Source organism: Mycolicibacillus trivialis (assembly GCF_002102395.1).
GTDB lineage: Bacteria > Actinomycetota > Actinomycetes > Mycobacteriales > Mycobacteriaceae > Mycobacterium > Mycobacterium triviale.
Genome location: NZ_LQPZ01000008.1, coordinates 14,471 through 40,357, shown reverse-complemented (window position 1 = coordinate 40,357; position 25,887 = coordinate 14,471). Strand labels below are relative to the sequence as shown.

Here is a 25,887-nt window from a genome sequence, read left to right as displayed (position 1 = left end):
TACGTGGGGCCGGGTCGCGGTCCGCTCACGTCCCCGCCGCGGGCCGCTCGAAATGCTGGTAGTCCACCGGCGAGCGCCAGTGCCCGCCCCACGTCCAGCCCCGGTCGGTGAAGGCCCGCACCGCCGGATCGCCGTCGTGCAGCAGCCCCGGATCGATGCGGGTGCGGTCCAGATACACCGCCGCATTGGCCGGTTCGACGGTCCCGTCGCCGCTGCGCGACGGGTTGAGCAGCGGGTTGAGGTCGACGGCCCGGCCGTAGGCGTGCTGCGCCCAGGTGCCCGACCCGGGGATGCGCCGACAGTTGAACGCCGAGGTGTTGTTGTCGCGCATCGAGGCCTCGTCGTCGGCGCCGGGATAGCGCTCCACGGTGTGCATCCGCTCGATCGGATAGTCCATCCGGTAGAGGTCGGCGAAGATTGCGACGATGTCGTCGACGACGTCACGGTGCACGATCAGCTCGCCGCGGTGGGTCGCCAGGTCGAATCCGAGGTAGTCGACGGTGACCCGGCGCAGCTGTTCGGGCGGCACCGGGCAGCCGGGCCGCCAGCTGGCCCCCAACGCCGCGGCGTCGACCGCCGCGACCCGGGCCGGCGCGGTCGTCGCCGCCGGCGCGGAGGACGACGGGGCCGAGACCGCCGGTTCGGGCACCGGCGGTGCGCCGCATTGCACCGCGGTCGCGGCGATGACCACCGGGATCGCCGCGACCCGCCAGCGGTGGCCGGCCGCTCGCACGGTGTCCCGCTAGGACTCCGCGGAACCGTCCGGGTCGCCGCCGGGCGGGAAGAAGCCCGGCACCCAGCGCTCGATCAGCTCGGCGTAGTTGACCTCGGCGTCGAGTTGGACGGCCACCCCGATCAGCCCGCCGAGGGTGCGCAGCAGCATCACGTAGCCGGCCGGGATGGTCAGCTGGCGGGCCACCTTGAACCGGTCGTTGAACCCCTCTTCGAACGGGTCGGTGGTCGCCAGCGCGGAGCGCTGGAACCAGGCCCGGGTGAAGTGGAACTGCCCGGCCCGCAGCGGGTCGATGTAGCCCCACAGCGGCCCCAGGTACTCCACCACCTGGTTGGGGCTGAGCTCGTAGTCGGCCGGCATGAACCGCAGTTCCTTGAGCAGCCGGATGACCTCGTCCCACCGTTCGTCGCGGGCGTAGCACAGCAGTTCACCGAAGCCGGCCGGGATGCCGTCGGGGTGCTGGGATACCGCGCCGAAGTCGATGACGCCCAGCCGACCGTCGGCGAGCACCATGAAGTTGCCCGGGTGCGGGTCGGCGTGCACCAGCCCGGCGCGGGCCGGGGAGCTCAAGGTGAACTCCAGCAGCCGGGCGCAGGCGTCGTTGCGTTCCTCCGGGGTGCCCTCGGCGATGATCGACGACAGGCGGCGGCCCTCCGACCACTCCGAGACGATGACCTTGGGCGCGCTGGCCACGATCGCCGGGACGAAGAACTTCTCGTCGTCGGCGTAGGCCTTGGCGAAGGTCCGCTGGTTGTCGGCCTCGTCGCGGTAGTCCAGTTCGGCTTCCAGGGTGTCGCTGACCTCGGCGATCAGCCGGTCCACGTCGGCGCCGGGCACGACCTGTTTGAACACCCAGGAGAACCGCTTGATCATCTTGAGGTCGGCGCGCAGCGCCTCGTCGGCGCCGGGGTACTGGATCTTGACGGCGACGTCGCGGCCGTCCTTCCACACCGCGCGGTGCACCTGGCCGATGCTCGCCGCGGCGACCGGGGTGTCGTCGAAGGACTCGAACCGGTCCCGCCAGCGGGTGCCGAGCTGACCGTCGAGCACCCGGTGCACCTTGGCCGCGGGCAGCGGCGGCGCTTCGCTCTGCAGCTTGACCAGCGCCTCGCGGAAGGGTTCGGCGAACTGCGGCGGGATGGCGGCCTCCATCACCGACAGCGCCTGGCCGACCTTCATCGCCCCGCCCTTGAGCTCGCCGAGGACCTTGAACATCTCGTCGGCGGCCTTCTCCAGAAGCTCCGCGTTGACTTCGTCCTTCGATTTGCCGGTCATCCGCTTGCCGACGCCGAGTGCGGCGCGCCCGGCCACACCTGCGGGCAGGCTCGCGAGCCTGGTAGCCCGGCGGAATCCACCGCGTCTGATCTCTGCCATCAACACATCATGCCTGCCCGGTGGATTCGCCGCTCAACCGCCGGGTCGAATCCCCTCCCGCGCGCTCAGCGGCGGCCGGTGACGATGTCGACGAAGAGTCGGTGGACGCGCCGGTCCCCGGTCACCTCAGGGTGAAACGAGGTCGCCAGCACCGCGCCCTGTCGCACCGCGACGATCCGGTCGGCGGCGCGGGCCAGCACCTGCACGTCGGGGCCGACCTGCTCCACCCAGGGGGCGCGGATGAACACCGCGTGGACCGGGTCGGCCAGCCCGTCAAACGGCAGGTCCTGTTCGAAGGAGTCCACCTGGCGGCCGAATGCGTTGCGTCGCACGGTCATGTCGATGCCGTTCAGCGGGAGCGCGCGACGCTGCCCGGTGCCGGCGTCGAGGATCTCGCGCGCCAGCAGGATCATCCCAGCGCAGGCGCCGTAGGCGGGCATCCCGGCGGCCAGCCGATCCCGCACCGGTTCGAGCAGGTCGAACTCGGTGAGCAGATGGGAGATCGTGGTCGATTCGCCGCCGGGCAGGACCAGCGCGTCGACGGTGTCGAGTTCCTCGCGGCGGCGCACCGGCAGCGGGTCGGCACCGGCCTCGGTCAGTGCGGCCAGGTGTTCGCGGCTGTCGCCCTGCAGGGCGAGCACCCCGATCCGGGGTGCACTCATCGAGGCCGTTGCCCGTGGGGGTAGCGGGTCAGGCCTTCCTGGGTCACCGCGGCGACCATCGCCCCGCTGCGGTCGTAGATCTTGCCCTCGGTCAGTGCGCGCCCGGCGCCCGCCGACGGGGAGGACTGGTCGTAGAGCAGCCAGTCGTCGGCGCGGAACGGCCGCAGAAACCACATGGCGTGGTCCAGGGACGCCACCTGCAGGTTGTCGCGCGCGTCGGGGTGGATCGACCAGGAGGTGCCCAGCAACGTCAGGTCGCTCATGTAGGCCAGCGCGCAGATGTGCAGCACCGGGTCGTCGGGCAGCGGTTCGCGGTGGCGGAACCACACCTGTTGCTCGGCGACCTTGCCCGGCACGTGCGGCAGGTCGGCGGTCGGCACCCGGCGCACGTCCCATTCGGCGAAGGCTTTGAAGCCCTCCTCGTCGATGGCTTTCATGCCGGGCAGCGCCGGCACGTTCTCCGGGTCGGGAGCGGCGGGCATGCCGTCCTGGTGTGCGATGCCGTCCTGGTCGACCTGAAACGATGCCGACATGTTGAAGATGATCTCGCCGTGTTGGACCGCGTTGACCCGCCGGGTGCAGAACGATCCGCCGTCACGGACCCGTTCGACCAGAAAAACGGTGGGCGCCTTGGCATCTCCGGGCCGCAGGAAATATCCGTGCAGGGAGTGCACCCGGAACTGCGGCTCGACGGTGCGGACCGCCGAGACCAGCGCCTGGCCGGCGACGTGGCCGCCGAAGGTGCGCTGGTGGTCACTGGAGTGCGGGCTGAACACCGCGCCGCGGTAGATGTTGACCTCGAGTTTCTCCAGATCGAGGATCTGTTCGATGGACATGCCGGCGGGTTACCAGCCGCGCTCGGCGAGCCGGTGTGGCTGCGCGATGTCCTCCACGTTGATACCCACCATCGCCTCGCCGAGCCCGCGGGAGACCCGCGCGAGCACCTCCGGGTCGTTGTAGAAGGTGGTGGCCTTCACGATCGCCGCGGCCCGCGCCGCCGGGTCACCGGACTTGAAGATGCCCGACCCGACGAACACCCCCTCGGCGCCGAGCTGCATCATCATCGCCGCATCCGCCGGCGTCGCGATCCCACCCGCAGTGAACAGCGTCACCGGCAGTTTGCCGGCCCGCGCCACCTCGGCCACCAGCTCATAGGGCGCCGACAACTCCTTGGCCGCCACGAACAGCTCGTCCTCACTCAACGAGGTCAGCCGACGGATCTCCCCTCCGATCGTGCGCATGTGCGTCGTGGCGTTCGACACGTCCCCGGTGCCGGCCTCGCCCTTCGACCGGATCATCGCCGCGCCCTCGGTGATCCGCCGCAACGCCTCACCCAGGTTGGTCGCCCCACACACGAACGGCACCGTGAACTGCCACTTGTCGACGTGATGGGTGTAGTCCGCCGGGGTGAGCACCTCGGACTCGTCGACGAAGTCCACCCCGAGGCTCTGCAGGATCTGCGCCTCCACGAAATGACCGATCCGCACCTTGGCCATCACCGGAATCGACACCGCCGCCACGATGCTCTCGATCATGTCCGGATCACTCATCCGGGACACCCCGCCCTGGGCCCGGATGTCGGCGGGCACCCGCTCCAGGGCCATCACCGCCACCGCACCGGCCGCCTCGGCGATACGAGCCTGCTCCGGGGTGACGACGTCCATGATGACCCCGCCCTTGAGCATCTCGGCCATGCCGCGCTTGACCCGCGCCGTCCCGGTCTGCCCGGACGCGTCCGAGCCGTTGTGCGCTGCGCTGTCCACTAGCTGCTTCTCCTTCAACCGATGAGTCAACCCAGTCTAGTGGTGCGGCGGTCAGTGGCCGGTTCGCGGCCGGGGCATCACCCGGGAGAACACGGCGCATTCCCGGGGGCCACTCACCTCAACCGAACACCGGTTCCGCCGGAGGCGGTTCGGCGAGCAAGCCGGGCAGCACGAAGACACGCACGTAGCGGCGCATCCGGTCGGCGTCATCCACCCCGGGAACCAGTCGCATCAGCAGCCCGAGCGCCACCGACAGGACGAACCGGGCGGCGTCGGCGGCATCGAGTCCGGGGCGCAGGTAGCCGGCCGGGGCGCCCTGGAACGCCGCCTCGAACTGCGCGGTGAGCAGCGCGTCGAGTGCGGCCGAGCCGATGATCAGGTCGGCCACGCTGCCGGTGTCGGCGTGGTCGGACAGGATGGCCAGCACCCGGTCCTGCCCCACCTCGGTGGCCACCAGCACCAGCGATTCCACCAGCAGATCGGCGAGGTCGGTGGTCCCGGCCAACCGGGCGGCGATCCGCTCCATCGCGCGGTGCGCCACCCGCAGCACGAGCGCCTCAAGCAGGGCGTCGCGGGTGGCGAAGTGCCGGTAGATCACCGCGCGGGAGTACCCGGCCTCCGCGGCGATGGCGGCCATGGTCGAGGCTCGGTAGCCGTTCCGGACGAAGGATCGCTCGGCGGCCTCGAGCAGCACCGCACGGGCCTGTTCCGCGGTGTTGCCGCCGCCGGCCGGGCGACCCCGGCGGCGCGGCGCCGCGGCCTGCACATCGGACATATGTAGACATTAACGTAGAATCGTCTATTATCTGGGTCACAATATTGTGCCGGCAGGAAGGGCCCGCCCATGACCTCACCAGCGACGCCGGGTGGCGTCCCCGACCAGCGCGACTGGGGGGCGGTGCTGGGCTCCTGGCGGCTGCTGGTCAACCCGGCCAAGAACGCCTCGCAGGTCTACGAATTGATCGTCGGGTTGAGCGCCCCGATCCTGGCCCGCAGCTACCACCAGTTGCGCGCCCACCCCAACGGCCGTCGCCTGCTGGCCGAGAAACCCGACCTGCTGGCGGCGCTCGGCGACGACGAGTACCTGGCCTCGCTGCCGGTCGGCTCGCTCGGGCACGCCTACCGCTCGTTCCTCACCACCAACCGGCTCGATGCCGGGGTGTTCAGCGTGGACGAAGTGATCCGCCCGATCGCCGAGCGGCGCGGCTGGGACGACGACTTCTTCTACATGATCCGGCGCGGCACCGCGCTGCACGACATGTTCCACACGCTGGGCGGGTACGGCCCGGACATGGGCGGGGAGTTCGGCAACCTGGGCTTTCACTGCGGACAGATGGAGCCGTCGGGCGCACTGAAGGCGCTGGCCCTGTCCTCGACCGGGGTGCTGATCCCGGCGTCACCGGTGCGCAAGCTTCGCTACTTCCGTCAGGCGGTACGCCGCGGCCAACGCGCCGACAACCTGATGGCCGCGCCCTACGAGGAACTGCTGGACCGGCCCCTCGACGAGGTGCGGGCCCTGCTCGGGGTCGAACCGACCGCGACCGCGCACCCGGACGGGCACCTGTTCGTCTCGTGGATGCCGCCCGGGATGACCGCGCCGACCCGCTGGGACTACGACGCGCAACTGCGCGCGGAGTTGCAGCAGAGCGCCTGAGTAGCGCTCAGCGGATGTAGCGGGCCGGTGGATGCGGCCCGGGGGGCGCGTCGGCCACCGCGTTGGCCTCGGCGAGCAGCTCACCGAGTTGCAGCGGATAGACCGTTTCTCCGGACGCGGTCAGCTCGGCGATCTGCGCCGCGTCGCACCAGCGATGCCCGCTGAGGTATCGGTGTTCCAAGCTGGTGCGTTGCGCCGGAGAGGGCTCGAACCGGGTGGTGCGGTGGACGAAGTAGAACTCCTGGCTGTTGATCACCGCGCCGTTGAACCCGAAGACGGCGTTGCGCCGCCAGACCGGCCCGATCAGGGCCTCCGAGTCGACCTGCAGACCGGTCTCCTCGGCGAGTTCGCGCGCAGCCGTCGCAGCGAGGGCCTCCCCGTCGCCGGCCCGCCCACCGACGGTGAACCACCAGCGTGGCGCGTCCGCGCCCTGCGCGGGGTCCGAACCGCGCAGCAGCAGCACCGCACCGTGCTCATCGAGGAGCACCGTGCGCGCCGACGTGCGCGGCGCGAGCAGACCGGACTGCTGCAGGTCGCCGTAGGCCACCGCGCCGACCCGCTCGGCGATCTCGAAATAGCTTGGTGCCACCGCGGTTCCGCCGAGCCGCAGGAATCGCACCAGCGGCCGTTCGCTGAGCGCACGCGTGTCGCGGACAGCGTCGTTGTAGAACCGGCGGGCCAACACCACCCGGGCCTCCGAGTCGGCCAGTTCGGCGACGAGTTCGGGCGGCAGCGTCGAGGCCGCCACCGCGGACAGCTCGGCGGACAGCGCGTTCTCCTCGTTCTCGCGGGTGTTGCGCGGTGCCCGTTCGGCGACGTCGGCCAGCGCGGCGAGCCGCCTGCCCTCCGGGCTGCCGTGGTAGGCCTCCAACGCGACCGCACGTGCCACCACCGCGCGTCGGGCCAGCGCGGCGTCCAGTGCCTGCCAGGACAGGTCGCAGCGCACGTGCAACCGGTTGAGCCGGTTGGCGGTCTGGTAGGCCCACGCCGCCAACGCGGCCAGCACCGCCACCGCGACGGTGAACGCGGCCACCGCCCAGATCATCAGCCGGCCACCTCCACCTTGGCGCCGGCGCGGGCGACGGTCTCGTAGACCCGCAGGATCTGGCTGGCCACCACCGACCAGTCGTAGCGCTGCACCGCGGCGGTGGCGGCGGTGATGTAGCGCTGGCGGAGTTCGTCGTCGGCGAGCATCGTGATCAGGCCGTCGGCCAGCGCCGCGCTGTCTCCCACGTCGACGAGGAGGCCGGCCTCACCGTCGGCCAGGACGCGCCGGAAGGCGTCGAGGTTGCTGGCGACCACCGCGGTGCCCGCCGCCATCGCTTCGACCAGGACGATGCCGAAGCTCTCACCGCCGAGGTTGGGAGCGCAGTAGACGTCGGCACTGCGCAGCGCTGATGCCTTCTCGGCGTCGTCGGCCTGGCCGAGGAAACGCAGATGGCCGGCGAGATCGCCGGCCTGGCTTCGTAATTGACTCTCATCGCCACGGCCGAGGATGAGGACCTCGAGGTCGGCGAACCGTTCCACCAGGCGCGGCAGCGCTTCCAGCAGTACCGCCATCCCTTTGCGGGACTCGTCGTAACGGCCGAGGAACAGCACCGTCTTGCCCGGGCGCGGGTAGCCCTCCAGCAGCGGCGCGGTGCTGAAGGACGCCACGTCGACACCGTTGGGGATCTCCACCGCGTCCGATCCCAGCGCCTCCATCTGCCAGCGGCGGGCCAGGTCGGAGACCGCGATGCGGCCGACGATCTTCTCGTGCCAGGGCCGCAACACCCCCTGGAAGAGGTTGAGGGTCAGCGACCGTGTCGTCGAGGTGTGGAAGGTCGCCACGATCGGCCCTTCGGCGATCCGCAGTGCCCACATCGACAGGCTCGGCGCGTTGGGTTCGTGCAGGTGCAACACGTCGAAGTCGCCCTCGGCCAGCCAGCGGCGCACCCGACCGTGCACCGCCGGGCTGAACTGCAGCCGCGCGACCGATCCGTTGTAGGGAATGGGTACCGCACGCCCGGCGGAGACGACGTAGTCGGGCAGCGTGACGTGCGGTGAGGCGGGTGCGAGCACGCTGACGGTGTGGCCGCGGGCGCGCATCACCTCCGCCAGTTGCAGAACGTGGGCCTGGACACCGCCGGGGACATCGAACGAGTACGGACAGACCATGCCGATCCGCATCAGTTCTGTCCCAACGATTTCCGGCGCTGCTCCGGAAGGTCGGCCAGCCACTGCGGTTGCAGCATGTGCCAGTCGGCAGGGTGCTCGGCGATGTTCACGGCGAACCGGTCCGCCACGGCCTGGGTGATCGCGCCCACGTCGCCGCTGCCGGTGTCCACCTGCGGGCACACCTGAAAGCCCCAGCCGTCGGGCCCGTCGAACCAACAGTGCCCCGGAAGCAGCGTGGCCCCGGTCTCCAGCGCCAGCTTCGCCGGCCCGGCCGGCATCCGGGTCGGTTCGCCGAAGAAGTCCACCGGCACGCCGCGGCGGGTCAGATCGCGATCGGCCATCAGGCAGACCACCCGGTTCTCCCGCAACCGCTCGGCGCACACCTCGAACGGCGGCCGCTCCCCGCCTTTGTGCGGCAGAATCTCGAAACCCAACGACTCGCGGAAGTCGACGAACCGCTGGTAGAGCGACTCGGGTTTGAGGCGTTCGACCACGGTGGTCAGCGAGCCGTGGGTCTGGGCGACCCATACCCCGGCCATGTCCCAGTTGCCGCTGTGCGGCACCGCCACCACCGCGCCGCGGCCGGACGCCAATGCGGCGTCGAGGTGGTGCTGTCCGGCGACCGAGCTGTCGAGTCGGGCCGCGAGCTTGCGGTGGTCCATCACGGGCAGCCGGAACGCTTCCCGCCAGTAGCGGGCGTAGGACGCCAGCGAGGCCCGCATCAGCGAGCCGGGCACCTCGGCCGGCGGGACCCCGAGCACCCGGGCCAGGTTGCGGCGCAGTTGGTCGGGGCCGCGTCCCCGTGCGGCGTAGAGCGCACCGGCGTCGAACATGGTGCGGGCGGCGAACTCCGGCATGGTCCGCACCATCATCCAGCCGGTCGCATACCCCCAGTCGGTGAGCCGGTCGGCCCCCGGGATCGGGATCACGCCGCTCCCCTGTCGTCGCCGGGAGTCAGCGGATCCACCGCGCCCGGTGAGGTCCGCACGGCGTGCAGTCGCTGGACGAAGGTGAGCACGCTGGTGATCGCGAGTATCCACATGGCGACCGGCAACGCCCAGGCCTGCGGGATCACCGGCAGGTCGGCCAGTCCGGCTCCGGCCAGCACGATGATCAGCCGTTCGGGCCGTTCGATCAGCCCGCCGTCCCCGCGCAGTCCGCTGGCCTCCGCCCGCGCCTTGATGTAGGAGATGACCTGCGAGGTGACCAGGCAGATCAGTGTCGCCACGGCCAGCGAGGCGTCACCGAGCCCGAACGCGGCCCACCACAGCAGACCGCTGAAGATCGCGCCGTCGCTGATCCGGTCACAAGCGGCGTCGAGCACGGCGCCGAAGCGTGAGCCGCCGCCGGTCTGGCGGGCCATCGCGCCGTCGAGCATGTCGAAGAGCACGAAGAACCAGATCACCAGGGTGCCGGCGAACAGGTGACCCATCGGGAACAGTGTCAGTGCCGCGAGCACCGCTGCGGCGGTGCCGATGATCGTGACCCCGTCGGGGGTGAAACCCAGCCGCAGCGCGGCTTTGGCCGCCGGAGTCGTAATACCGCTGAACGTCGCGCGCGACAGGAACCGCAGCTTGCTCACGACTGCTTCACCCACTCCTCGGCCAGCAGACGGCGGGTTTCGGCAAGCAGCTGGGGCATCACCTTCGAGTCGCCGATCACGGTGATGAAGTTCGCGTCACCGCCCCAGCGCGGCACGACGTGCACATGCAGGTGCTCGGCCAGTGAGCCGCCCGCCGCGGCACCGAGGTTCAGCCCGACGTTGAAGCCGTGCGGGCGGGACACCGCCTTGATGACCCGGATTGCCTTCTGGATGAAGGCCATCAGCTCGGCGCTCTCCTCGGTGGTCAGGTCCTCCAGTTCCGAGACCCGGCGGTAGGGCACCACCATGAGGTGACCGGCGTTGTAGGGGTACAGGTTCAGCACGGCGTAGACGAGTTCGCCGCGGGCGACCATCAGACCGTCCTCGTCGGACATCCGCGGGATCTCGGTGAACGGCTGGGACGGTGCGGTGTCGGCGCGGTTGCGCGGTGCCTGGGCCAGATAGGTCATCCGGTGCGGCGACCACAGCCGCTGCAGGTGGTCCGGTTCGCCGACCCCCCGGTCGACCAGGGTGTCCTCGGTCTCCTCGTTGTCGCCGGTCACCCGTGGCCGCCCACCGTCACCGTCGCCGCCGACGGAACCTCGTTGCGCCGGTCGGCGACCCAGTCGACGATCGCCGCGACCGCCTCGTCGCGGGGTACGCCGTTGATCTGGCTGCGGTCGCCGAACCGGAAGCTCACCGCACCGGCCGCCACGTCGCGGTCCCCGGCGAGCAGCATGAACGGCACCCGCTGGTTGGTGTGGTTGACGATCTTCTTCGCCATCCGGTCGTCGCTGACATCGACCTCGACCCGGATGCCGTGGGAACGCAGTTGCGCCGCAACGTCATTGAGGTGCGGGATGTGGTCATCGGCGACCGGGATACCGACCACCTGCACCGGGGCCAGCCACGCGGGGAAGGCGCCGGCGTAGTGCTCGGTGAGCACCCCGAAGAACCGTTCGATCGAGCCGAACAGCGCGCGGTGGATCAGCACCGGGCGTTGCCGGGTGCCGTCGGCCGCGGTGTATTCCAACCCGAACCGTTCGGGCATGTTGAAGTCCAGCTGGATCGTCGACATCTGCCAGTTGCGCCCCAGCGCGTCGGTCACCTGCACGGAGATCTTCGGGCCGTAGAACGCCGCGCCGCCGGGATCGGGCACCAGGTTGAGTCCGGAGGCCTCGGCCACCTCGCGCAGGACCTCGGTCGAGGCGTCCCAGTCCTCGTCGCTCCCGACGAACTTCTCCGGGTCCTTGGTGGACAGCTCCAGGTAGTAGTCGTCGAGGCCGTAGTCGGCCAGCAGGTCCAGCACGAACTGCAGCAGCGAAGCCAGCTCACCGGCCATCTGTTCGCGGGTGCAGTAGATGTGCGCGTCGTCCTGGGTCATCCCGCGCACCCGGGTCAGGCCGTGCACCACACCGGACTTCTCGTAGCGGTAGACCGACCCGAATTCGAAGAGCCGGAGCGGCAACTCGCGGTAGGAGCGGCCCCGCGCGCGGTAGATCAGGTGGTGCATGGGGCAGTTCATCGGTTTGAGGTAGTAGTCCTGCCCGGGCTTGCGCAGGGTGCCGTCCTCGTCGTACTCCGCGTCGATGTGCATCGGCGGGTACATGCCCTCGCGGTACCACTCCAGGTGCCCGGAGGTCTCGTACAGCTGGGCCTTGGTGATGTGCGGGGTGTTGACGAACTCGTAGCCGGCCTCGATGTGCTTGCGCCGCGAGTAGTCCTCCATCTCGGCGCGGACGATGCCGCCTTTCGGGTGGAAGACCGGCAGGCCCGAACCGATCTCGTCGGGGAAGCTGAACAGGTCCAGTTCGACGCCCAGTTTCCGGTGATCGCGGCGCAGCGCCTCCTCGATCAGCTCCAGGTGGCGGTCGAGTGCCTCCTGCGACTCCCACGCGGTGCCGTAGATGCGCTGCAGGCTGGCGTTGTTCTGGTCGCCGCGCCAGTACGCCGCGGAGCTGCGGGTGAGCTTGAACGCCGGGATGTGTTTGGTGGTCGGGATGTGCGGCCCCCGGCACAGGTCGCCCCAGACGCGTTCCTTGGTACGCGGGTTGAGGTTGTCGTAGGCGGTCAGCTCGTCGCCGCCGACCTCCATGATCTCCGCGTCGCCGGACTTGTCGTCGACGAGTTCCAGCTTGTAGGGCTCGTCGGCGAGTTCGGCGCGCGCCTGGTCCTTGGATTCGAAGACGCGGCGGGAGAACAGCTGCCCCTCCTTGACGATCTGGCGCATCCGCTTCTCCAGGGCGGTCAGATCCTCGGGGGTGAACGCGTGGTCGGTGGCGAAGTCGTAGTAGAAGCCGTCGGTGATCGGCGGGCCGATGCCCAGCTTCGTGCCGGGGAACAGATCCTGCACCGCCTGGGCGAGCACGTGGGCGCAGGAGTGCCGGATCACGCTGCGGCCGGCCTCGGTGTCGGCGGCCACCGGGACCACCTCGGTGTCGGTGTCGGGCGCCCAGCTCAGGTCACGCAGGGTCCCGTCGGTGTCGGCAACCACGACGACCGCGTCGGGGGCACCGCGCGACGGCAGGCCGGCGTCGCGGACCGCAGCCCCCACGGTCGTCCCGGCCGGCACCCGGATCGGGTCGGCGGGGGCGTGGACGGCGGGGGCGCTCATGGGCTGGTCTCCAGGGGTGTCGGGCCGGTTTCGACGGTCCCGACCATGCTATCGGGGTGCGATTTAGTGGGTGGGCGGCGCATCGGTCGGCGTTAGGGTTTTTCCATGCAACCTGTCGACAACGTCGTCGTTCGCCACGCTGTCGGCACGTTCGCGGCCAGACCCGAACAACGGACGTCGCTGGATGTGCTGCGGTCCTGCATGTACGGGGAACTGTTGCTGGACACGACCGGCTCGACCGCGTTCGACGCTGCCCGATCCGCGGCCCCAGGTTCGGGGCCTGTTCCGGCCGGCTCGGAATTGCGGATCGCCGGCGGCCGGGGACCCGACGGCGGGCGCGCCCTGTTCGCCTTCACCAGCCATGCCGAGATCGACCGCCATCATCCGCCCGGGACCCGCACCCAGTCGTTGGTCCAGCCGGCCGTCGGCGTGCTGGAGTTGGCCCGAAGCCAGGGCGATCGTTGGCTGTACATCGACCCGGCCGGCCCGACGTGTGCGCTGTCGAACGCCGAGATCGACTTCGCGCTGCGCAATCCCAACAATGCGCCGCTCAAGGCCGCGCTGGCGGGGTCGCAGCCGGACCGGGCAGCGGTCATCCGCCTTCTGCGCACCGACGGCCCGCTGCTGGTCGCCGCCGACGAGACGGCGCCGAACGGCCCGGTCGTGCGGAGCACCACCCGGCCAGACGGCTCCCACTGGCTGCTCGGTTTCACCAGCGCACCCGAGGTCATCGCCTATCACGCGCAGGATGCGGTCGCGGCGTTCAGCACCGGGGAGGTGCTGGCCATGGTGCGGGATCGCGGTTTCCGCGGGCTGCTGCTCAACCCGGCTGGGCCGTGGGCGGCGTTCAGCGCCGAAGAGCTCACGGCTGGCCGGGTTTGAGCCGCACGAACAGTGCGTGCGCCTCGGTGAGCACGGTGTCGCCGTCGCAGAGCCGCCCGGAGACGAAGACCTTGCGTCCGTCGATCTCATCGACGCCCGCGTCGACCTGCAGGTCTTTGCCGATCGGCACGATCGCGCGGTAATCGATGTGCAGGAACGCGGTCCGCTGATAGGGGCTGCCGGTGAGGATGGCCGCGGTCTGCCCGAGCAGCGAATCGAACAGCAGACCCAACGTCCCGCCGTGCGCGGCGCCGTTGCGGCCGAGGTGGTAGCGGGCGAAGCGCGCGGTTCCGGTGATCCGGTCGCCGGCGCGGCTGGTCGTCAGCGGGACGGTGAGCAGGTTGCCGCGGTTGGGCAGATCGGTGCGCCGTCCCGACGGCGATGCCCATTCGTCAGCCGCATAGGGCGCCAGCAGCGTGTTGACGCCGTCGATGAGGTCGGCGGCGCGGGTGATCACACCGTCGGGGGCGTCGACGGAGCGGACATGGTCCTGCAGGGTGCGCACCGCGGCGACCAACCGGCCGTAGTCGGGTCCGCCCTTGCGGGTCGGTTCGGGCGGGTTGAAGCCGCCGCCGGGGTGTCGGGCCATCGCGCCATTGTGCGCATCGCGCATCGAGTCTGCGTCCACCACGACAAAGTACGAGAGAGGAGCGTGGTCACCGCAGAGTCGATGTCAATCGGCGGGGTCGGTGGCACAGTAGGGCTCAATCGGCGGGGTCGGTGGCACAGTAGGGCTGTGGATTTCGCCAAGCTCAACGCCCAGCCGCTGACCTACGAGGAGGTCGGCGCCACCGCCCGGCCGGAGTTGCCCGACGGTTACAAGCACATCGCCGTCGCCGCGGAGATCGGTTCCGGGCGACGGCGGTTCGAGGAGGCCGGGGCGGCGGTGCTGCGCTACGGGATGCAGCGCGGCTCGGGGGTGTCGGTGCAGGCCAGCAGCGACGTGGCCGCGGTAGGGACGGTGGTGGTCGTTCGGCTCGGACCGATCAAGGCGCCGTGCCGGGTGGTCTACGTCGTCGACGAACCGGATCGGCGTGGGTTCGCCTACGGCACCCTTCCGGGGCATCCGGAGTCCGGCGAGGAACTGTTCTCGGTGCGCTACGACCCGGACGACGAAACGGTGTACGCCGAGGTTCGCGCATTTTCGCGCAGCGCCACCTGGTGGAGTCGCCTCGGTGCACCCGTCACGTCGTTGGGTCAGCGGGTGATGACCCGGCGTTACTTGCGTGCGCTGTAACCCTGGTGGACGGCTTGCGCCAGGCGCGCGAGCACCAGCGCCGAAACCAGCAGCCCGAAGTCACGCAGTGCCACGTCGTAGTAACCCGACAGGGTGACCAGGTCGATGATGATGCCGGCCAGCCAGGCCGCCACCACCCAGGCGCCGATGCGGGGTGCGACGGCGACCAGGACACCGGCAACGATCTCGATCACGCCGACCAGATACATATCGGTGGTGGCGCTACCGGGTACCAGGTTGTCGATCCACCCGGCGAGGTACTTGTCCCAGTGGTCGGGGTTGGTCGGCAGGATGTTGAAGAACTTGTCCAGCCCGAACAGGATCGGTGCCACCGTGAACAGCGTGCGGAGCGCGAAGAACGCCTCGAACAACGGGTCCTTGAGTCGCTGGGCAAGCGGCGGGGTGACACTGGTGGATGTGGTGCTCATGATGACTCCTCACCTCTAAAGAAGAACATTTTTAACGTTAGAACGAGTACACTGTAACGTCAATAGTTTCGTCCGTTAGAGATGGGTGGACATGACAGATCTGGGCCGTGATGCCGCCAGGATCGGCGCCCTGGCCGATCCGCTGCGTCGCCGGCTGTACCGATTCGTCTGCTCCCAATCCGATCCGGTCAGCCGCGACCAGGCCGCCGAGGCCGTGGCCGTCCCCCGCCACCAGGCGAAATTCCACCTGGATCGGCTTGAGGCCGACGGGTTGCTGGAAGCCAGCTACGTCCGGCTGACCGGGCGCTCGGGCCCGGGTGCGGGCCGGCCCGCCAAGCTGTACCGGCGCACCGAACGCGACATCGCGGTCAGCCTGCCGCACCGCGAGTACCGGCTGGCCGGCGAGTTGATGGCGTCGGCCATCGCCGAGTCGGCCCGCACCGGCGAGGCGGTGCTGGCGGTGCTGCAGCGCACCGCCCACGACTACGGCCGCACGCTGGGCTCCGCTGCGGCCGAGCAGCAGCCGCCCGGCGACGCCGACGCCGCCCTCGAACTGGCGGTCGCTGTCCTGGAGGAACACGGCTACGAGCCCCGCTACGGCGCGTCCGCCGAGGTGTACCTGGCCAACTGCCCGTTCGAAGCGCTGGCCCGAACCCAGACCGAATTGGCGTGCAACATGAACCATGCGCTGGTGGCCGGAGTGGCGGGAGCACTGACGCCGTTCTGTCCGCGGGCGCGGCTGTGCCCGGCCCATGACCGCTGTTGTGTGGTGCTCGACGCCGGCGAACCCGGTTAGCCCCACCGGGCCAGTAGCTGCGCCGCCCCGACGCACAGCCGGTCGATGACCGCGGCGGCGGGCTGCTCGGCGGTGACCATCGCGACGCCCTGGCCGGCATCCACCGGGGCGATCCGAAAGTCGTCGGCGGCGATGGCCGCGGCCAGCTCCGCGCGGGCGTCGTCGTCCAGCTCCTCCGGGCGTCCGGCCCACCGGGTGAGGAAGTCGTTGACCAGCACACGCGACGGGAAACGGGCCGGCCAGGGCCGGTCCTGACCGATGTCGAAGACCCGGGTGGTGGCGGTGGCGGTCTCGTCGGCGTCGATGAGTGCGGCGCGGGTCCGCGGGCTGCTCAGCGCCTCCGCGCACGCCGACAGCCGGGTGCCCAACCACACCCCGGCCGCCCCGGCGGCCAGGACGGCGGCCACGCTGCGCGGCGAGCCGATACCGCCTGCCGCCAGCACCGGGACCGGGACCGCGTCGAGCACCACGTCCAGCAACGGCAGGGTCGCCAACGACATCGCGCCGTGGCCGCCGCCCTCCGCGCCGCGCGCCACCAGGACGTCGACGCCGGCGTCGACGGCACGAAGCGCGCCTTCCCGGTCGTAGACCTGGGTCGCGGTGGTGATCCCGGCGCCGTGCGCACGCTCGACCCAGCCGAAGTCGGTGCCGAAGCTGACCGACAGCAGGCTGGGACGCGCCGCCAGGGCGGCGTCGAACAACTCCGGTTGACCGGCCATCACCCAGTCCACCAGGCCGATACCGAACGGCCCGGTGACCGCGCCCAGCTCGTCGAGTTCGGTCCGCAGCGCTCGTGCCGTGGCGGCGCTGCCCATCCCGATCATGCCCAGGCCACCGGCGGCGGTGACCGCCGCGGCCAGCCGGCCGCCGGCCACTCCGCCCATCGGGGCGTTGACGATCGGCACCCGCAGGCCCATGCCCGCCGACCAGTTCGTCGTCAACGCCATATCGGCGTTACTGCGGGTGTTTGGCGGCCAGCGCGACGGTCAGCAGCACCGCGGAGTCCGCCAGCGCCTCCAGCGAGTGCCGTTCCATCGGGATCGCCACCCAGTCGCCGGCCTTGCCCTCCCAGGACTCGTTGGGCAGGACCAGGCGCACCTGGCCCTCGAGCACCTGCAGGGTCGCCTCGCCGGGGCTGTCGTGCTCGGCCAGCTCGACGCCGCTGCGCAGCGCCACCAGCGTCTGGCGCAGCCCGTGGGAATGACCGCCGTTGATGGTCACCGCGGTGCGACCGCTCGGCGACTGCTTGGCCTCGGCGACCTTCTCGGCACTCAGGCTGGACAACGAGACGGTGTTCATGGGCTCCTTCGCCTTTCCCTCGGATTTCTCAGCCGGCGAGCAGGGCGATCCCTGCCACCAGCAACGCCGTCAACTTAACCATCTCCAAGCCGACATAGACGTAGTGGAGATGAGAGCGCGGCCCCTCATAGCCGCTCAGCACCAGGTCGGACCGCCGGTTGAGCCCGGGCCGCACCGCGGCCACCTGGACGACCAGCATCGCGATCGCGACCGCGAAGGCGCCGGTCGCCACCGCCGATTGCGGGCTGAGCACCAGCACCGCGACGAGCACGGCCGCGAACACGGCTTCGACGGTGTTGAGCGCCCGGAACACCATCCGCCCGATGCCGAGCCCGATCTGCAGCGTGACACCCGGCGCGCGGAACTTCAGCGGCGCCTCGATGAAGGACAGCCCCGACACCATCCCCAGCCAGGTGAACGCGACGGCGACCGCGACCGCGGCGCCGGGGCTCATCCGGCGGCCCCGTCGGCGTGGCCGGACCGCGCGGCGGCCAGCCCGAGGTGCGCCAGGCACATGTCCGGCTCGACGAAGGTGTCGAGTTGTTTGACCGCGACCGGGGCGTCCCAGGTTTCCAGCGCCCCCTGCATGAGGCCCAGGTGGATGGGGCAGACCACCTCGGGGTCGGTCTCGGCGAGTTCGAGGAACGGGCAGTGCCGCAGCCCGACCTGCTGCTCGCCGCCGGCCTCGCGGCGTTCGGGGGCGAAGCCCAGTTCGTCGAGCATCTCGACGAGGTTCTCGATGGACTTCTCCGGGTCGGCGGCCGGCGGGTCGGTCTCCGGCGGGCGGAGCCGACGCGCCCACGTCCGGCCCGCTTCCAGGGCCCTGGTGGCCGGGTCGGCGTCGGTGGCGAACCCGATGGTGAGGATTTCGGCGAGCAACCGGTAGCGCCGCGGGCCACCGCGGTCCATCTGCCGAATGGCCTGGACCATCACCGGCGGCCGACCGGGTCCCCGGTGCGGCACCTGGACACGTTCGACACGCCCGTCGCCGACCAGGGTGGCCAGATGAAACCGGACGGTGTTCGGGTGGACGCCGAGTTCAGCGGCGATCTGCGCGATGCTCATCGGCGCCTGCGCCGCCTTGAGCACCCGCCACACATCGAAGCGGCGGCCCGTCAGTTCCCCCGATGACCCGGAGATTTGAGCTCACTCCCCCTGTTTGGGCAAGCTCGCCACGAGCGGGGTGTCGATCCCCAGCGCTCCGATCTTGGCCGCTCCGCCCGGCGACCCGAGCGGCTCGTCACGACCGGACAACGTCTCGGAGAAGAACGCCGCGTTGTCATCGAGATGCGGCTCCAGGTCCTCGGGCAGGTCGTCCTCGTAGTAGATTGCTTCGACAGGGCATACCGGCTCGCAGGCACCACAGTCGACGCACTCGTCGGGATGGATGTAGAGAGCGCGGCCACCCTCGTAGATGCAGTCGACCGGGCACTCGTCCACGCAGGACCGGTCCATGACATCGACACAGGGTTTCCCGATCACATAAGTCATGCGCTAGAGTTTACACAACCGATTTTGTGAAAACTAGGAAGGCGAGCCTAGCCATGGCGGACACCGGACCCGACGGCGGCGACCGGACCGACGTGCCGCGGGTTCTGGGCAATTCCGCCGACATCACCGCGGGTGCCCCCGCGACCTCCGGAACCCTCTGGAAGCTCGACCTTCCGGACCGGGGCTTGGACTCCAACATCATCGCACTGCCGCCGCACGGCACCATCGGTGCTCATCACGGCGCCGACGTCGATGTGTTGGTTCACGTGCTGACCGGAAACGGCACCGTGACCACTGAGCAGAGCACCGTGGATCTCCACCCCGGTGCCCTGCTGTGGATGCCGCGACGTTCACGTCGCGAATTTCAGGCCGGCCCGGAAGGGCTGCGTTATCTGACCGTGCATCAGCACCGCGAGATCGGTGGCCTGATGCCTACTGTGAGGCAGGCTGTGTCATGACCGAAATCGAGAACCGTCTCCCGTCCGCCGACCGCGATGCCGAGCACGTGCAGGGGCACTGGCTGCTGGCCCGACTCGGCAAGCGGGTCCTGCGGCCCGGCGGCATCGAGCTTTCCCGGTCGCTGCTGCGCCGGGCGAAGCTGACCGACGCCGACGTGCTCGAGTTCGCCCCGGGATTGGGTCGCACCGCCACCGAGATCATGGCGGCCAAGCCGCGCTCCTACGTGGGTGCCGAGCAGAACCCCGACGCTGCCCGGTTGGTCGAGACGATCGTCGCCGACCGCGGTGAGGTCCGGGTGGCCGACGCCGAGGAGACCGGCCTGCCCGACGCCAGTCGCGACGTCGTCGTCGGCGAGGCGATGCTGACCATGCAGGGCGAGAAGTCCAAGAACGCGATCGTCGCCGAGGCGGCGCGGGTGCTGCGCCCCGGCGGCCGCTACGCGATCCACGAGTTGGCGCTGACCCCCGACTCGCTCAGCGAGGACATCAAGACCGACGTGCAGCAGGCGCTGGCCCGTTCGATCAAGGTCAATGCGCGCCCGCTGACGGTCGCGGAGTGGACCGCCCTGCTCGGCGCGCACGGCCTGGTGGTCGACGAGATCGAGACCGCTCCGATGGCGCTGCTCCAGCCGCGCCGGCTGATCTCCGACGAGGGCCTGTTCGGTGCGCTGCGGTTCGCCAAGAACCTCCTGCTGCAGCCCGATGCCCGCCGCCGGGTGCTCAACATGCGCCAGACGTTCCGCAAGTACAACAAGCAGATGGCCGCGATCGCGATCGTCGCGCACAAGCCCGCTGCGGGCTGACGTCACGCCGGCAGGTGGCCGGCGTGCGACACTGGGCGACATGGCGAACCCACTCACCAAGCCGATCTCGGAAGTCTTCGATCAGGTCGCGCGCGTCTACGATTTCCCGCTGCTGCAGCAGACGTTCTACCGCCCGGCTCAGGACGCCGTGGTGGCCCGGCTGCGACGGGCCGATGCGCAGCGCATCGTCGACGTCGGCTGCGGCACCGGGATCCTCACCACGCGGATCGCCGACGAGTTGGCCCCGACGGCGGTGTACGGCTGCGACATGTCCGACGGCATGCTGGCCAAGGCCCGCGATCGGTCCACCGCGGTGAACTGGACCAAATCTCCGGCTGAACAGCTTCCGTTCGACGACGCCTCGATCGATGCGGTGGTCAGCACCAACGCGTTCCACTTCTTCGACCAGCCCGCGGCGGTCGCGGAGTTCCACCGGGTTCTGGCGCCGGGCGGGTTGATGATGATCGGCGTGGTCAACCCGAGCAGCGCACCTCGGCGTTTCCTGCTCTGGGTCGGTTCCGGGGGCGGTTCGGTCGGACACTTCCCCACCCCGGAGCAGATGCGCAGTCTGGCCACCGGTGCCGGCTTCGCCACCGTGGAGCATCAGGTGGTGCGCCGCTGGACCGGTGAGGGACTCACGGTCGCCACCAAGTAGCGGCGCAGTTCAGCTTTTGTCGGCGGCTTCGGCTTTCGCCCATCGGTAGTCGGCTTTGCCCGACGGTGAGCGGCGCAGGCTCGACCGGAAAAGGATCTGCTTGGGCAGCTTGTAGCGCGCGACGTGCCGCGCGGCTTCGGTGAGCAGGTCATCGATGTCGGGTTCGGCGCCGCCGGCCGGTTGGATCAACGCGACCACCTCCGAGCCCCACCGGCTGCTCGGTCTGCCCACGACGATGACGTCGTAGACGCTCGGGTGATGAGCCAGGGCCGCTTCGACCTCCTCGGCGAAGATCTTCTCGCCGCCGGAGTTGATCGTGACGGAGTCCCGACCGAGCAACTCGATGCTGCCGTCGGCGTCCCAGCGCGCCCGGTCGCCGGGCACCGAGTAGCGCACGCCGTCGATGGTCGGGAAGGTCCGGGCGGACTTCTCCGGATCACCGAGGTAGCCCAGCGGCACCGGGTCCTGCTGGGCCAGCCAGCCGATCTCCTCGTCCCCTGGGGCCAGGACCCCGGTCAACTCCGCGTTGACCACCACCGCGCCAGGGTTGGGGGCGAATCGCCCGGAGCCGACCGAGGCGCGCGTCGACATCTGGCCCATCTGTGCCCCGCTCTCCGAGGATCCGCCGGCGTCCAGAATCGTCAACTGCGGCAACAACTCCAGGAAGCGCGCTTTGACTCCCGCGCTGAAGATCGCTCCGCCACTGACCAGATGCTGCAGGCCCGACAGGTCGTAGCGGCCGGTCTCCAGCTCCGCGAGCAGCGGCCGGGCGAACGCGTCGCCGACGATCGACAGTGACGCCACCCGCTCGCGGGCCGCCAGTGCCAGCGCATCGGCCGGGTCGAACCGGTCGGTGATGTCCGACATGACGAACGGGACGCCGCGCAGCAGCGTGCTGAACGCGGCCCACTGGGCGGCGCCGTGCATCAGCGGCGCCACCGTCATCGAGCCCTGTCCGCCCTGGCGAGACCGGGTGACGATCTGCTCGATGTCGGTGAATCGCTGGTCGGATCCGTAGGCCCGCCCGCCCATCGCCCCGATGTAGATGTCGTGTTGGCGCCACAGCACGCCTTTGGGCAGTCCGGTGGTGCCGCCGGTGTAGAGGATGTACAGATCGTCGGGTGACGGCGCGAGTGGCAGTGGTTCGGCTGAAGTGTCGGCCAGCAACCGTTCGTAGCGAACCGCCCCGGGCAGCGGCGGGTTTCCGGAGTCATCGTCGACGTGGATGAGCCGCGTGGGTGGCAGCCGATCGAGCACGCCGGCGAGCGTGGGCGCGAACCGGGCGTGATACATCACCGCGTCGGCGGCGGCGTTGTCGACCAGGTAGTGCAGTTCTTCGGCGACGTAGCGGTAGTTGACGTTGAACGGCGCCACACGGGACTTGAACGCCCCGAGCATCCCCTCGAGGTATTCGTTGCCGTTGGTCAGATACAGCGCGAGGTGACTCTGTCCCGACTGGTGGCCGGCCAGCTCCGAGCGTTCGCGGTGCGACCCCAGGCCCCAGTCGTGCAGGGCACGGGCCAGTCGGGCGGTGCGGTCGTCGGTCTCGGCGAAGGTGAACCGCCGGTCACCGAAGACGACGGCGTCGCGGTCCGGGTTGGCGGCGGCCACGGCCGCGAACACCTCGGCGAGGTTGAATTCTTCGGCGGCAGACACAGCGGCCCCATCGTAGCCGGGTGCCGCCGTCTGGTGTACTGCCGAGATGACCACCACGACGACGCTGGACGACACCGCGGGCACCCTGACGTTGCGCACCGGGGTGACCGGCCGGGCGGCGCGGATGGGCCACCGGCTGACGATCGCGATGTCTTCCTGGCGCGCCACCGTCGACTGGGATGGCTCAACGCCGGTGGCGGCCCGACTGGTCGTCGACGTCGACTCGATGCGGGTGGTCTCCGGCGAGGGCGGCCTGACACCGCTGAGCGGTCCGGAGAAGACCCTGGTACGCGCCAACGCGCTCAAAACGTTGGACGCCAAGCGGTTTCCGACCGTCGAATTCGAGGCCGAATCGATCACCGCCCGCGACGACGGCTACCTGCTGCGCGGGCCGCTCACCGTGCACGGGGTCAGCAGGCCCGTCGAGGTCGCCCTTGACGTGGCCGACGACGGGTCGGCTCACCGGTTGCGGGTCCGCACCGAGGTCCGCCACAGCGACCACAAGCTGAAGCAGTACTCGATGGCGATGGGCACGATGAAGGTCGCCGATGTGGTGGCGGTGGAGTTCGACGCCACCGCGGATCACTCGTAGTAGGCGAAGGTGCAGGTCGGGTTCGGCTCGTTGACGAAGGCCACCAGCAGGTCGTTCATCATGATCGTGCAGGCCAGCACCTCGGCGCCGCCCTCGGCGGTCACCGAGGAGGAGACCTTGTCGTAGACGTCGTACTGCTTCTCCCACGGCAGCACGACGCCGGGTTCGACCTGCTCGGCCCCGCCGTTGATCTGGTACCGGATGGTCACCGGAGCGGACCCGCCGATGACTTTCATGGTGGCGGTTCCCACCGGCGGGCCGGTCGGTGTGGGCACCGCCGTTGTCGTGGTCGATGAAGTCGGTGCCGCGGCGGGCGTGCCGGTTTCGCTGGTCGATGCGGGGCCGCCGGTGTTGCCGCAGCCGATCATCAGCGGCGCGATCAGGACGGTGCAGGTGAGCGCGGTGACGAACCCATGACGGTGGGACATGACAGCAGCGTAAGTCGGGTCGGCGGAGGCGGCACACGGTTTCTTCGGGACCGCCTCGGTGGCACTCCGACAGTCGCTTTCAACCGGGCGGGGCGCCCCGGTTACCGTCGACAACCGTGATCCTCGTGCTGCCGCCTTCGGAGACCAAGCAATCCGGGGGCGACGGGCCACCGCTGCAACCCGATGCCCTCAGCTTTCCCGAGCTGGACTCGCTGCGCACCGAGCTGATCGACGAGGTGGTGGCCCTGGCCGCCGACCGGCCGACCAGCCGGCGAGCACTGGGCCTCACCGCACGTCAGGACGCGGAGATCGAGCGCAACGCCGCGCTGCGCACGGCGGCGACGATGCCGGCGATCCGGCGCTACACCGGGGTGCTCTACGACGCGTTGGACGCCGACGCGATGCGGGGTGCGCAGGCCGAGCGCGCACGGTCCCGGTTGGCGGTGGCCTCGGCGCTGTTCGGTCTGGTGCGCGCCGACGATCCGATACCGGCCTACCGGCTCTCCGCGGGCTCCAAGCTTCCCGGCCGCCCCGGGTTGGCGGCGCGGTGGCGTCCGGTGCTGGAGCCGGTGTTCGCCGGGCTGGTCGCCGATCAGCTCGTCGTTGACTTGCGGTCCGGGCCGTATGCGGCGTTGGCGCGGATACCGGACGCGGTGAAAGTCGTTGTGGTCTCCGAGACTTCCGACGGCCGCCGCACGGCGGTCAGCCACGCGAACAAGGCGCACAAGGGCAGGCTGGCGCGGGCTCTCGCGGTGAATCGGGCCGAGCCGACCGATGCGGCGTCGGCGGCAAAGGTCGCGCGCCGCGCTGGTATGGCGGTCGAGCACGTCCGCGGTGAACTGACGCTGATCGTGCCCGGTTAGCCGGATTGCCTGATCAGGTCGGCGCACTTCTCGGCGATCATCAGCACCGGCGCGTGAATGTTGTTGCTGGGCACCGTCGGCATCACCGATGCGTCGGCGACGCGTAACCCGTCGATGCCGCGCACCCGCAGCGTCGGGTCGACGACTGCCATCGGGTCGGAGTCCGGGCCCATTTTGGCGGTGCCGCACGGGTGGTACTCGGTGTCGGCGTGCGCGCGAAGGGTTTCCTCGATCTGACGCGGATCGTCGCGGTCGTAGTGCACGATCATCTCACCGCGGTACGGGTCGAACACCGGATCGTTCATGACGTCCAGGACGATCTGGGTGCCCTTGATCAAGGTGGGCATGTCATAGGGGTGGCTGAAGTATTTGGGGTCGATCAGCGGGTCGACGGCGGTGTCCGGGCTCGCCAGGCGCACCTCACCGATGCTCTTGGGGCGAGCGAGCAGCAGGTGCGCCGAATAGCCGTGGCCGATCGGCGGTTTGCGGCCGTGGTCCTCGCCGATGCCGACGATCAGTTCCATCTCCATGTCGGCCACTTCGACGTCCGGACTGGTCCGGTAGTAGGCCCCGGATTCGGCGGCGCAGCTGGTGAGCAGACCGGTCCGGTGGCGGCGCCACTGCCAGGCTGCTGTGGCCATGCGGGCGATTCCCGTCGGTGAGATCCCGACGGTGCCCTCGGTGGTGCGGGCGCGGTAGATCAGCAGCGCCGAGATGTGGTCCTGCAGGTTCTGTCCCACGCCGGGGCTGTCGAGTACCGGGGTGATGCCCAGCTCCTGGAGGTGGGCGCCGGGGCCGACGCCGGAGGCCATCAGGATCTGCGGGGTGCCGAACGCACCGGCCGCCATGATCACCTCCCGCCGGGCGCGTACGCTGCGCAACTGGCGGCCGCGTCGGTAGCTGACCCCGGTGGCCCGCCGGCCGTCGAAGTCGATCCCGGTGATGTGCGCTTTGGTACGAACGTCCAGGTTCGGTCGGTCGAGGTTCGGGTGGATGAACGCGGCGGCCGCACTGTGCCGTTCACCGTCCTTCTGGGTGACCTGCACGTGGTAGCAGCCGAAGTGCTGAGCGCCGTTGTAGTCGTCGTTGAACGGGATGCCCTGCTTCTCACAGGCGGCCAGGAAGACGTCGTTGAGTGGGCTGGGACTGCGCAGGTTGGTCACGTGCAGCGGGCCGGAAGTGCCGTGGTAGCGCGAGTCGCGGTGGACCGCGTTGTTCTCCGATTTGGTGAAGTACGGCAGCACGTCCTCGAAGCCCCAGCCCGGATTGCCCAGGGCTGCCCAATGATCGAAGTCCGAGGGGTGGCCGTGAGCGTAGATCATCGCGTTGATGGTGCTGGAGCCGCCGAGCGCTTTGCCGCGCGGCTGAAACCCGCGCCGGCCGTTGAATCCGGTCTGCGGGACTGTCTGGTAGTGCCAACTGTTGATGCCGCGGGGCATGCCGGCCACGAAGCCCAGCGGGATCCGGATCAGCAGGTTGCGACCCATGCCGCCGGCCTCGAGCAGGCACACCGACACCGAGGGGTCTTCACTGAGCCTGCTGGCCACCACGCAGCCCGCCGACCCGCCGCCGGCCACCACGTAATCGAACTCGTCCGCGTCGTCCATCGTCGAACCGTACCGCCGCTGGCCGCCGCATACGGCGGCTTGTGGAGCGCCAGAGCGCCGCGCGACACCACGGCCCCCTGCTCGTTTCGCAAGCAGCGCGAACGTGGAAATCGCTGCTTACCTCTTCTGGACCGACATACACAAAATCACATC

General features: G+C 70.0%; 31 protein-coding genes. 9 read left to right on the top strand and 22 right to left on the bottom strand.

All coding sequences use genetic code 11. The features are described 5' to 3' along the window. Nucleotides 1–25: 25 nt before the first annotated feature. The 6 genes from AWC30_RS01685 to AWC30_RS01660 all read right to left on the bottom strand — a co-directional run bounded on the left by AWC30_RS01685 (nucleotide 26) and on the right by AWC30_RS01660 (nucleotide 5,307). The gene (locus AWC30_RS01685) at nucleotides 26–733 is read right to left on the bottom strand and encodes a M15 family metallopeptidase (RefSeq protein WP_420093268.1); all 708 of its coding nucleotides are present in this window, start codon (nucleotides 731–733) and stop codon (nucleotides 26–28) included. Between the two features lie 9 nt (nucleotides 734–742). Next, entirely contained in the window at nucleotides 743–2,107 is a 1,365-nt protein-coding gene (locus AWC30_RS01680; RefSeq protein ID WP_085108601.1) for an ABC1 kinase family protein, read from the bottom strand. 65 nt (nucleotides 2,108–2,172) lie between these two features. Continuing rightward, entirely contained in the window at nucleotides 2,173–2,769 is a 597-nt protein-coding gene (gene pdxT, locus AWC30_RS01675) for a pyridoxal 5'-phosphate synthase glutaminase subunit PdxT (RefSeq protein WP_085107958.1), read from the bottom strand. Then, nucleotides 2,766–3,605: an acyl-CoA thioesterase II gene (tesB, locus tag AWC30_RS01670; protein WP_085107955.1), complete on the bottom strand. Its 840-nt coding sequence runs from the start codon at nucleotides 3,603–3,605 to the stop codon at nucleotides 2,766–2,768. The genes pdxT and tesB overlap by 4 nt, the downstream gene beginning before the upstream one ends. A 9-nt stretch (nucleotides 3,606–3,614) precedes the next feature. Further along, nucleotides 3,615–4,532 (bottom strand): pyridoxal 5'-phosphate synthase lyase subunit PdxS, encoded by a 918-nt coding sequence (gene pdxS, locus AWC30_RS01665; RefSeq protein WP_085107951.1) that lies wholly within the window; start codon nucleotides 4,530–4,532, stop codon nucleotides 3,615–3,617. Nucleotides 4,533–4,650: 118 nt separating this feature from the next. After that, nucleotides 4,651–5,307, bottom strand: coding sequence for a TetR/AcrR family transcriptional regulator (locus AWC30_RS01660; RefSeq protein ID WP_085107947.1), 657 nt, complete (start codon nucleotides 5,305–5,307; stop codon nucleotides 4,651–4,653). Between the two features lie 69 nt (nucleotides 5,308–5,376). Here AWC30_RS01660 and AWC30_RS01655 point away from each other — a divergent pair, with 69 nt between their 5' ends. Beyond that, entirely contained in the window at nucleotides 5,377–6,186 is an 810-nt protein-coding gene (locus AWC30_RS01655) for a Coq4 family protein (RefSeq protein WP_085107944.1), read from the top strand. Between the two features lie 7 nt (nucleotides 6,187–6,193). Here the strand turns inward: AWC30_RS01655 and AWC30_RS01650 are convergent, their stop codons facing one another. From AWC30_RS01650 to thrS, 6 genes are read right to left on the bottom strand one after another with little or no spacing between them, the layout of a single operon-like run. Next, on the bottom strand, nucleotides 6,194–7,231 hold the full coding sequence (locus AWC30_RS01650; protein WP_085107941.1) for an NUDIX hydrolase: 1,038 nt from the start codon (nucleotides 7,229–7,231) through the stop codon (nucleotides 6,194–6,196). After that, nucleotides 7,231–8,355, bottom strand: a complete 1,125-nt coding sequence (locus AWC30_RS01645) for a glycosyltransferase family 4 protein (RefSeq protein ID WP_085107938.1) — start codon at nucleotides 8,353–8,355, stop codon at nucleotides 7,231–7,233. The genes AWC30_RS01650 and AWC30_RS01645 overlap by 1 nt, the downstream gene beginning before the upstream one ends. After that, the gene (locus AWC30_RS01640; protein WP_234807900.1) at nucleotides 8,355–9,272 is read right to left on the bottom strand and encodes a phosphatidylinositol mannoside acyltransferase; all 918 of its coding nucleotides are present in this window, start codon (nucleotides 9,270–9,272) and stop codon (nucleotides 8,355–8,357) included. The genes AWC30_RS01645 and AWC30_RS01640 overlap by 1 nt, the downstream gene beginning before the upstream one ends. Continuing rightward, entirely contained in the window at nucleotides 9,269–9,925 is a 657-nt protein-coding gene (gene pgsA / locus AWC30_RS01635) for a phosphatidylinositol phosphate synthase (protein WP_085107935.1), read from the bottom strand. The genes AWC30_RS01640 and pgsA overlap by 4 nt, the downstream gene beginning before the upstream one ends. Beyond that, nucleotides 9,922–10,488 (bottom strand): ATP adenylyltransferase, encoded by a 567-nt coding sequence (locus tag AWC30_RS01630; protein ID WP_085107932.1) that lies wholly within the window; start codon nucleotides 10,486–10,488, stop codon nucleotides 9,922–9,924. The genes pgsA and AWC30_RS01630 overlap by 4 nt, the downstream gene beginning before the upstream one ends. After that, nucleotides 10,485–12,539, bottom strand: a complete 2,055-nt coding sequence (thrS, locus tag AWC30_RS01625; RefSeq protein WP_085107929.1) for a threonine--tRNA ligase — start codon at nucleotides 12,537–12,539, stop codon at nucleotides 10,485–10,487. The genes AWC30_RS01630 and thrS overlap by 4 nt, the downstream gene beginning before the upstream one ends. Nucleotides 12,540–12,644: 105 nt before the next feature. On the opposite strand from thrS, the gene AWC30_RS01620 reads away from it, so the two are divergent. Further along, the gene (locus AWC30_RS01620; RefSeq protein WP_085107926.1) at nucleotides 12,645–13,421 is read left to right on the top strand and encodes an SseB family protein; all 777 of its coding nucleotides are present in this window, start codon (nucleotides 12,645–12,647) and stop codon (nucleotides 13,419–13,421) included. On the opposite strand, the gene AWC30_RS01615 is transcribed toward AWC30_RS01620, so the two are convergent. Further along, entirely contained in the window at nucleotides 13,402–14,010 is a 609-nt protein-coding gene (locus tag AWC30_RS01615; RefSeq protein WP_109561880.1) for a PaaI family thioesterase, read from the bottom strand. The two genes, AWC30_RS01620 and AWC30_RS01615, sit on opposite strands and share 20 nt — an antisense overlap. A gap of 147 nt (nucleotides 14,011–14,157) precedes the next feature. On the opposite strand from AWC30_RS01615, the gene AWC30_RS01610 reads away from it, so the two are divergent. Next, nucleotides 14,158–14,658 carry a DUF1990 domain-containing protein gene (locus tag AWC30_RS01610; protein WP_234807899.1) on the top strand — a complete coding sequence of 167 codons (501 nt, stop codon included), beginning with the start codon at nucleotides 14,158–14,160 and terminating at the stop codon, nucleotides 14,656–14,658. Here the strand turns inward: AWC30_RS01610 and AWC30_RS01605 are convergent. Next, nucleotides 14,640–15,086, bottom strand: coding sequence for an Rv2617c family stress response/phage resistance protein (locus tag AWC30_RS01605; RefSeq protein ID WP_085107923.1), 447 nt, complete (start codon nucleotides 15,084–15,086; stop codon nucleotides 14,640–14,642). The genes AWC30_RS01610 and AWC30_RS01605 overlap by 19 nt on opposite strands. Before the next feature lie 91 nt (nucleotides 15,087–15,177). Here AWC30_RS01605 and AWC30_RS01600 point away from each other — a divergent pair, with 91 nt between their 5' ends. Then, nucleotides 15,178–15,882 (top strand): helix-turn-helix transcriptional regulator, encoded by a 705-nt coding sequence (locus tag AWC30_RS01600; RefSeq protein WP_085107920.1) that lies wholly within the window; start codon nucleotides 15,178–15,180, stop codon nucleotides 15,880–15,882. Here AWC30_RS01600 and AWC30_RS01595 read toward each other — a convergent pair. The 5 genes from AWC30_RS01595 to fdxA are packed head-to-tail and all read right to left on the bottom strand — an operon-like array spanning nucleotide 15,879 to nucleotide 18,672. After that, nucleotides 15,879–16,829 carry an NAD(P)H-dependent flavin oxidoreductase gene (locus AWC30_RS01595; RefSeq protein ID WP_109561879.1) on the bottom strand — a complete coding sequence of 317 codons (951 nt, stop codon included), beginning with the start codon at nucleotides 16,827–16,829 and terminating at the stop codon, nucleotides 15,879–15,881. The genes AWC30_RS01600 and AWC30_RS01595 overlap by 4 nt on opposite strands. 7 nt (nucleotides 16,830–16,836) lie before the next feature. After that, nucleotides 16,837–17,181 carry a cupin domain-containing protein gene (locus tag AWC30_RS01590; protein WP_085107914.1) on the bottom strand — a complete coding sequence of 115 codons (345 nt, stop codon included), beginning with the start codon at nucleotides 17,179–17,181 and terminating at the stop codon, nucleotides 16,837–16,839. Nucleotides 17,182–17,209: 28 nt separating this feature from the next. Further along, nucleotides 17,210–17,635, bottom strand: coding sequence for a hypothetical protein (locus AWC30_RS01585; RefSeq protein ID WP_085107911.1), 426 nt, complete (start codon nucleotides 17,633–17,635; stop codon nucleotides 17,210–17,212). After that, the gene (locus AWC30_RS01580; protein WP_264000539.1) at nucleotides 17,632–18,321 is read right to left on the bottom strand and encodes a helix-turn-helix transcriptional regulator; all 690 of its coding nucleotides are present in this window, start codon (nucleotides 18,319–18,321) and stop codon (nucleotides 17,632–17,634) included. The genes AWC30_RS01585 and AWC30_RS01580 overlap by 4 nt, the downstream gene beginning before the upstream one ends. 6 nt (nucleotides 18,322–18,327) lie before the next feature. Continuing rightward, nucleotides 18,328–18,672, bottom strand: coding sequence for a ferredoxin (gene fdxA / locus AWC30_RS01575; protein ID WP_085107908.1), 345 nt, complete (start codon nucleotides 18,670–18,672; stop codon nucleotides 18,328–18,330). A gap of 53 nt (nucleotides 18,673–18,725) precedes the next feature. Here fdxA and AWC30_RS01570 point away from each other — a divergent pair, with 53 nt between their 5' ends. Genes AWC30_RS01570 through AWC30_RS01560 form a run of 3 tightly spaced genes read left to right on the top strand, consistent with a single transcriptional unit; the run spans nucleotide 18,726 to nucleotide 20,588 of the window. Further along, on the top strand, nucleotides 18,726–19,130 hold the full coding sequence (locus AWC30_RS01570) for a cupin domain-containing protein (protein WP_085107905.1): 405 nt from the start codon (nucleotides 18,726–18,728) through the stop codon (nucleotides 19,128–19,130). Continuing rightward, complete coding sequence (locus tag AWC30_RS01565; RefSeq protein ID WP_085107901.1) at nucleotides 19,127–19,933, top strand: class I SAM-dependent methyltransferase; 807 nt, start codon at nucleotides 19,127–19,129, stop codon at nucleotides 19,931–19,933. The genes AWC30_RS01570 and AWC30_RS01565 overlap by 4 nt, the downstream gene beginning before the upstream one ends. A gap of 40 nt (nucleotides 19,934–19,973) precedes the next feature. After that, entirely contained in the window at nucleotides 19,974–20,588 is a 615-nt protein-coding gene (locus AWC30_RS01560) for a class I SAM-dependent methyltransferase (RefSeq protein ID WP_085107898.1), read from the top strand. A gap of 9 nt (nucleotides 20,589–20,597) precedes the next feature. Here the strand turns inward: AWC30_RS01560 and AWC30_RS01555 are convergent, their stop codons facing one another. Then, nucleotides 20,598–22,244, bottom strand: coding sequence for an acyl-CoA synthetase (locus AWC30_RS01555; RefSeq protein WP_085108591.1), 1,647 nt, complete (start codon nucleotides 22,242–22,244; stop codon nucleotides 20,598–20,600). Between the two features lie 46 nt (nucleotides 22,245–22,290). Here AWC30_RS01555 and AWC30_RS01550 point away from each other — a divergent pair, with 46 nt between their 5' ends. Continuing rightward, nucleotides 22,291–22,836 carry a YceI family protein gene (locus AWC30_RS01550; RefSeq protein WP_085107895.1) on the top strand — a complete coding sequence of 182 codons (546 nt, stop codon included), beginning with the start codon at nucleotides 22,291–22,293 and terminating at the stop codon, nucleotides 22,834–22,836. Here the strand turns inward: AWC30_RS01550 and AWC30_RS17955 are convergent. After that, on the bottom strand, nucleotides 22,827–23,264 hold the full coding sequence (locus tag AWC30_RS17955; protein ID WP_234807898.1) for a hypothetical protein: 438 nt from the start codon (nucleotides 23,262–23,264) through the stop codon (nucleotides 22,827–22,829). The genes AWC30_RS01550 and AWC30_RS17955 overlap by 10 nt on opposite strands. Nucleotides 23,265–23,380: 116 nt before the next feature. Here AWC30_RS17955 and yaaA point away from each other — a divergent pair, with 116 nt between their 5' ends. Further along, a complete protein-coding gene (gene yaaA, locus AWC30_RS01535) occupies nucleotides 23,381–24,127 on the top strand; it encodes a peroxide stress protein YaaA (protein WP_085107886.1) in 747 nt (248 codons plus the stop codon). Here yaaA and AWC30_RS01530 read toward each other — a convergent pair. Continuing rightward, nucleotides 24,124–25,734, bottom strand: a complete 1,611-nt coding sequence (locus tag AWC30_RS01530) for a GMC family oxidoreductase (protein WP_085107883.1) — start codon at nucleotides 25,732–25,734, stop codon at nucleotides 24,124–24,126. The genes yaaA and AWC30_RS01530 overlap by 4 nt on opposite strands. Nucleotides 25,735–25,887 lie beyond the last annotated feature (153 nt).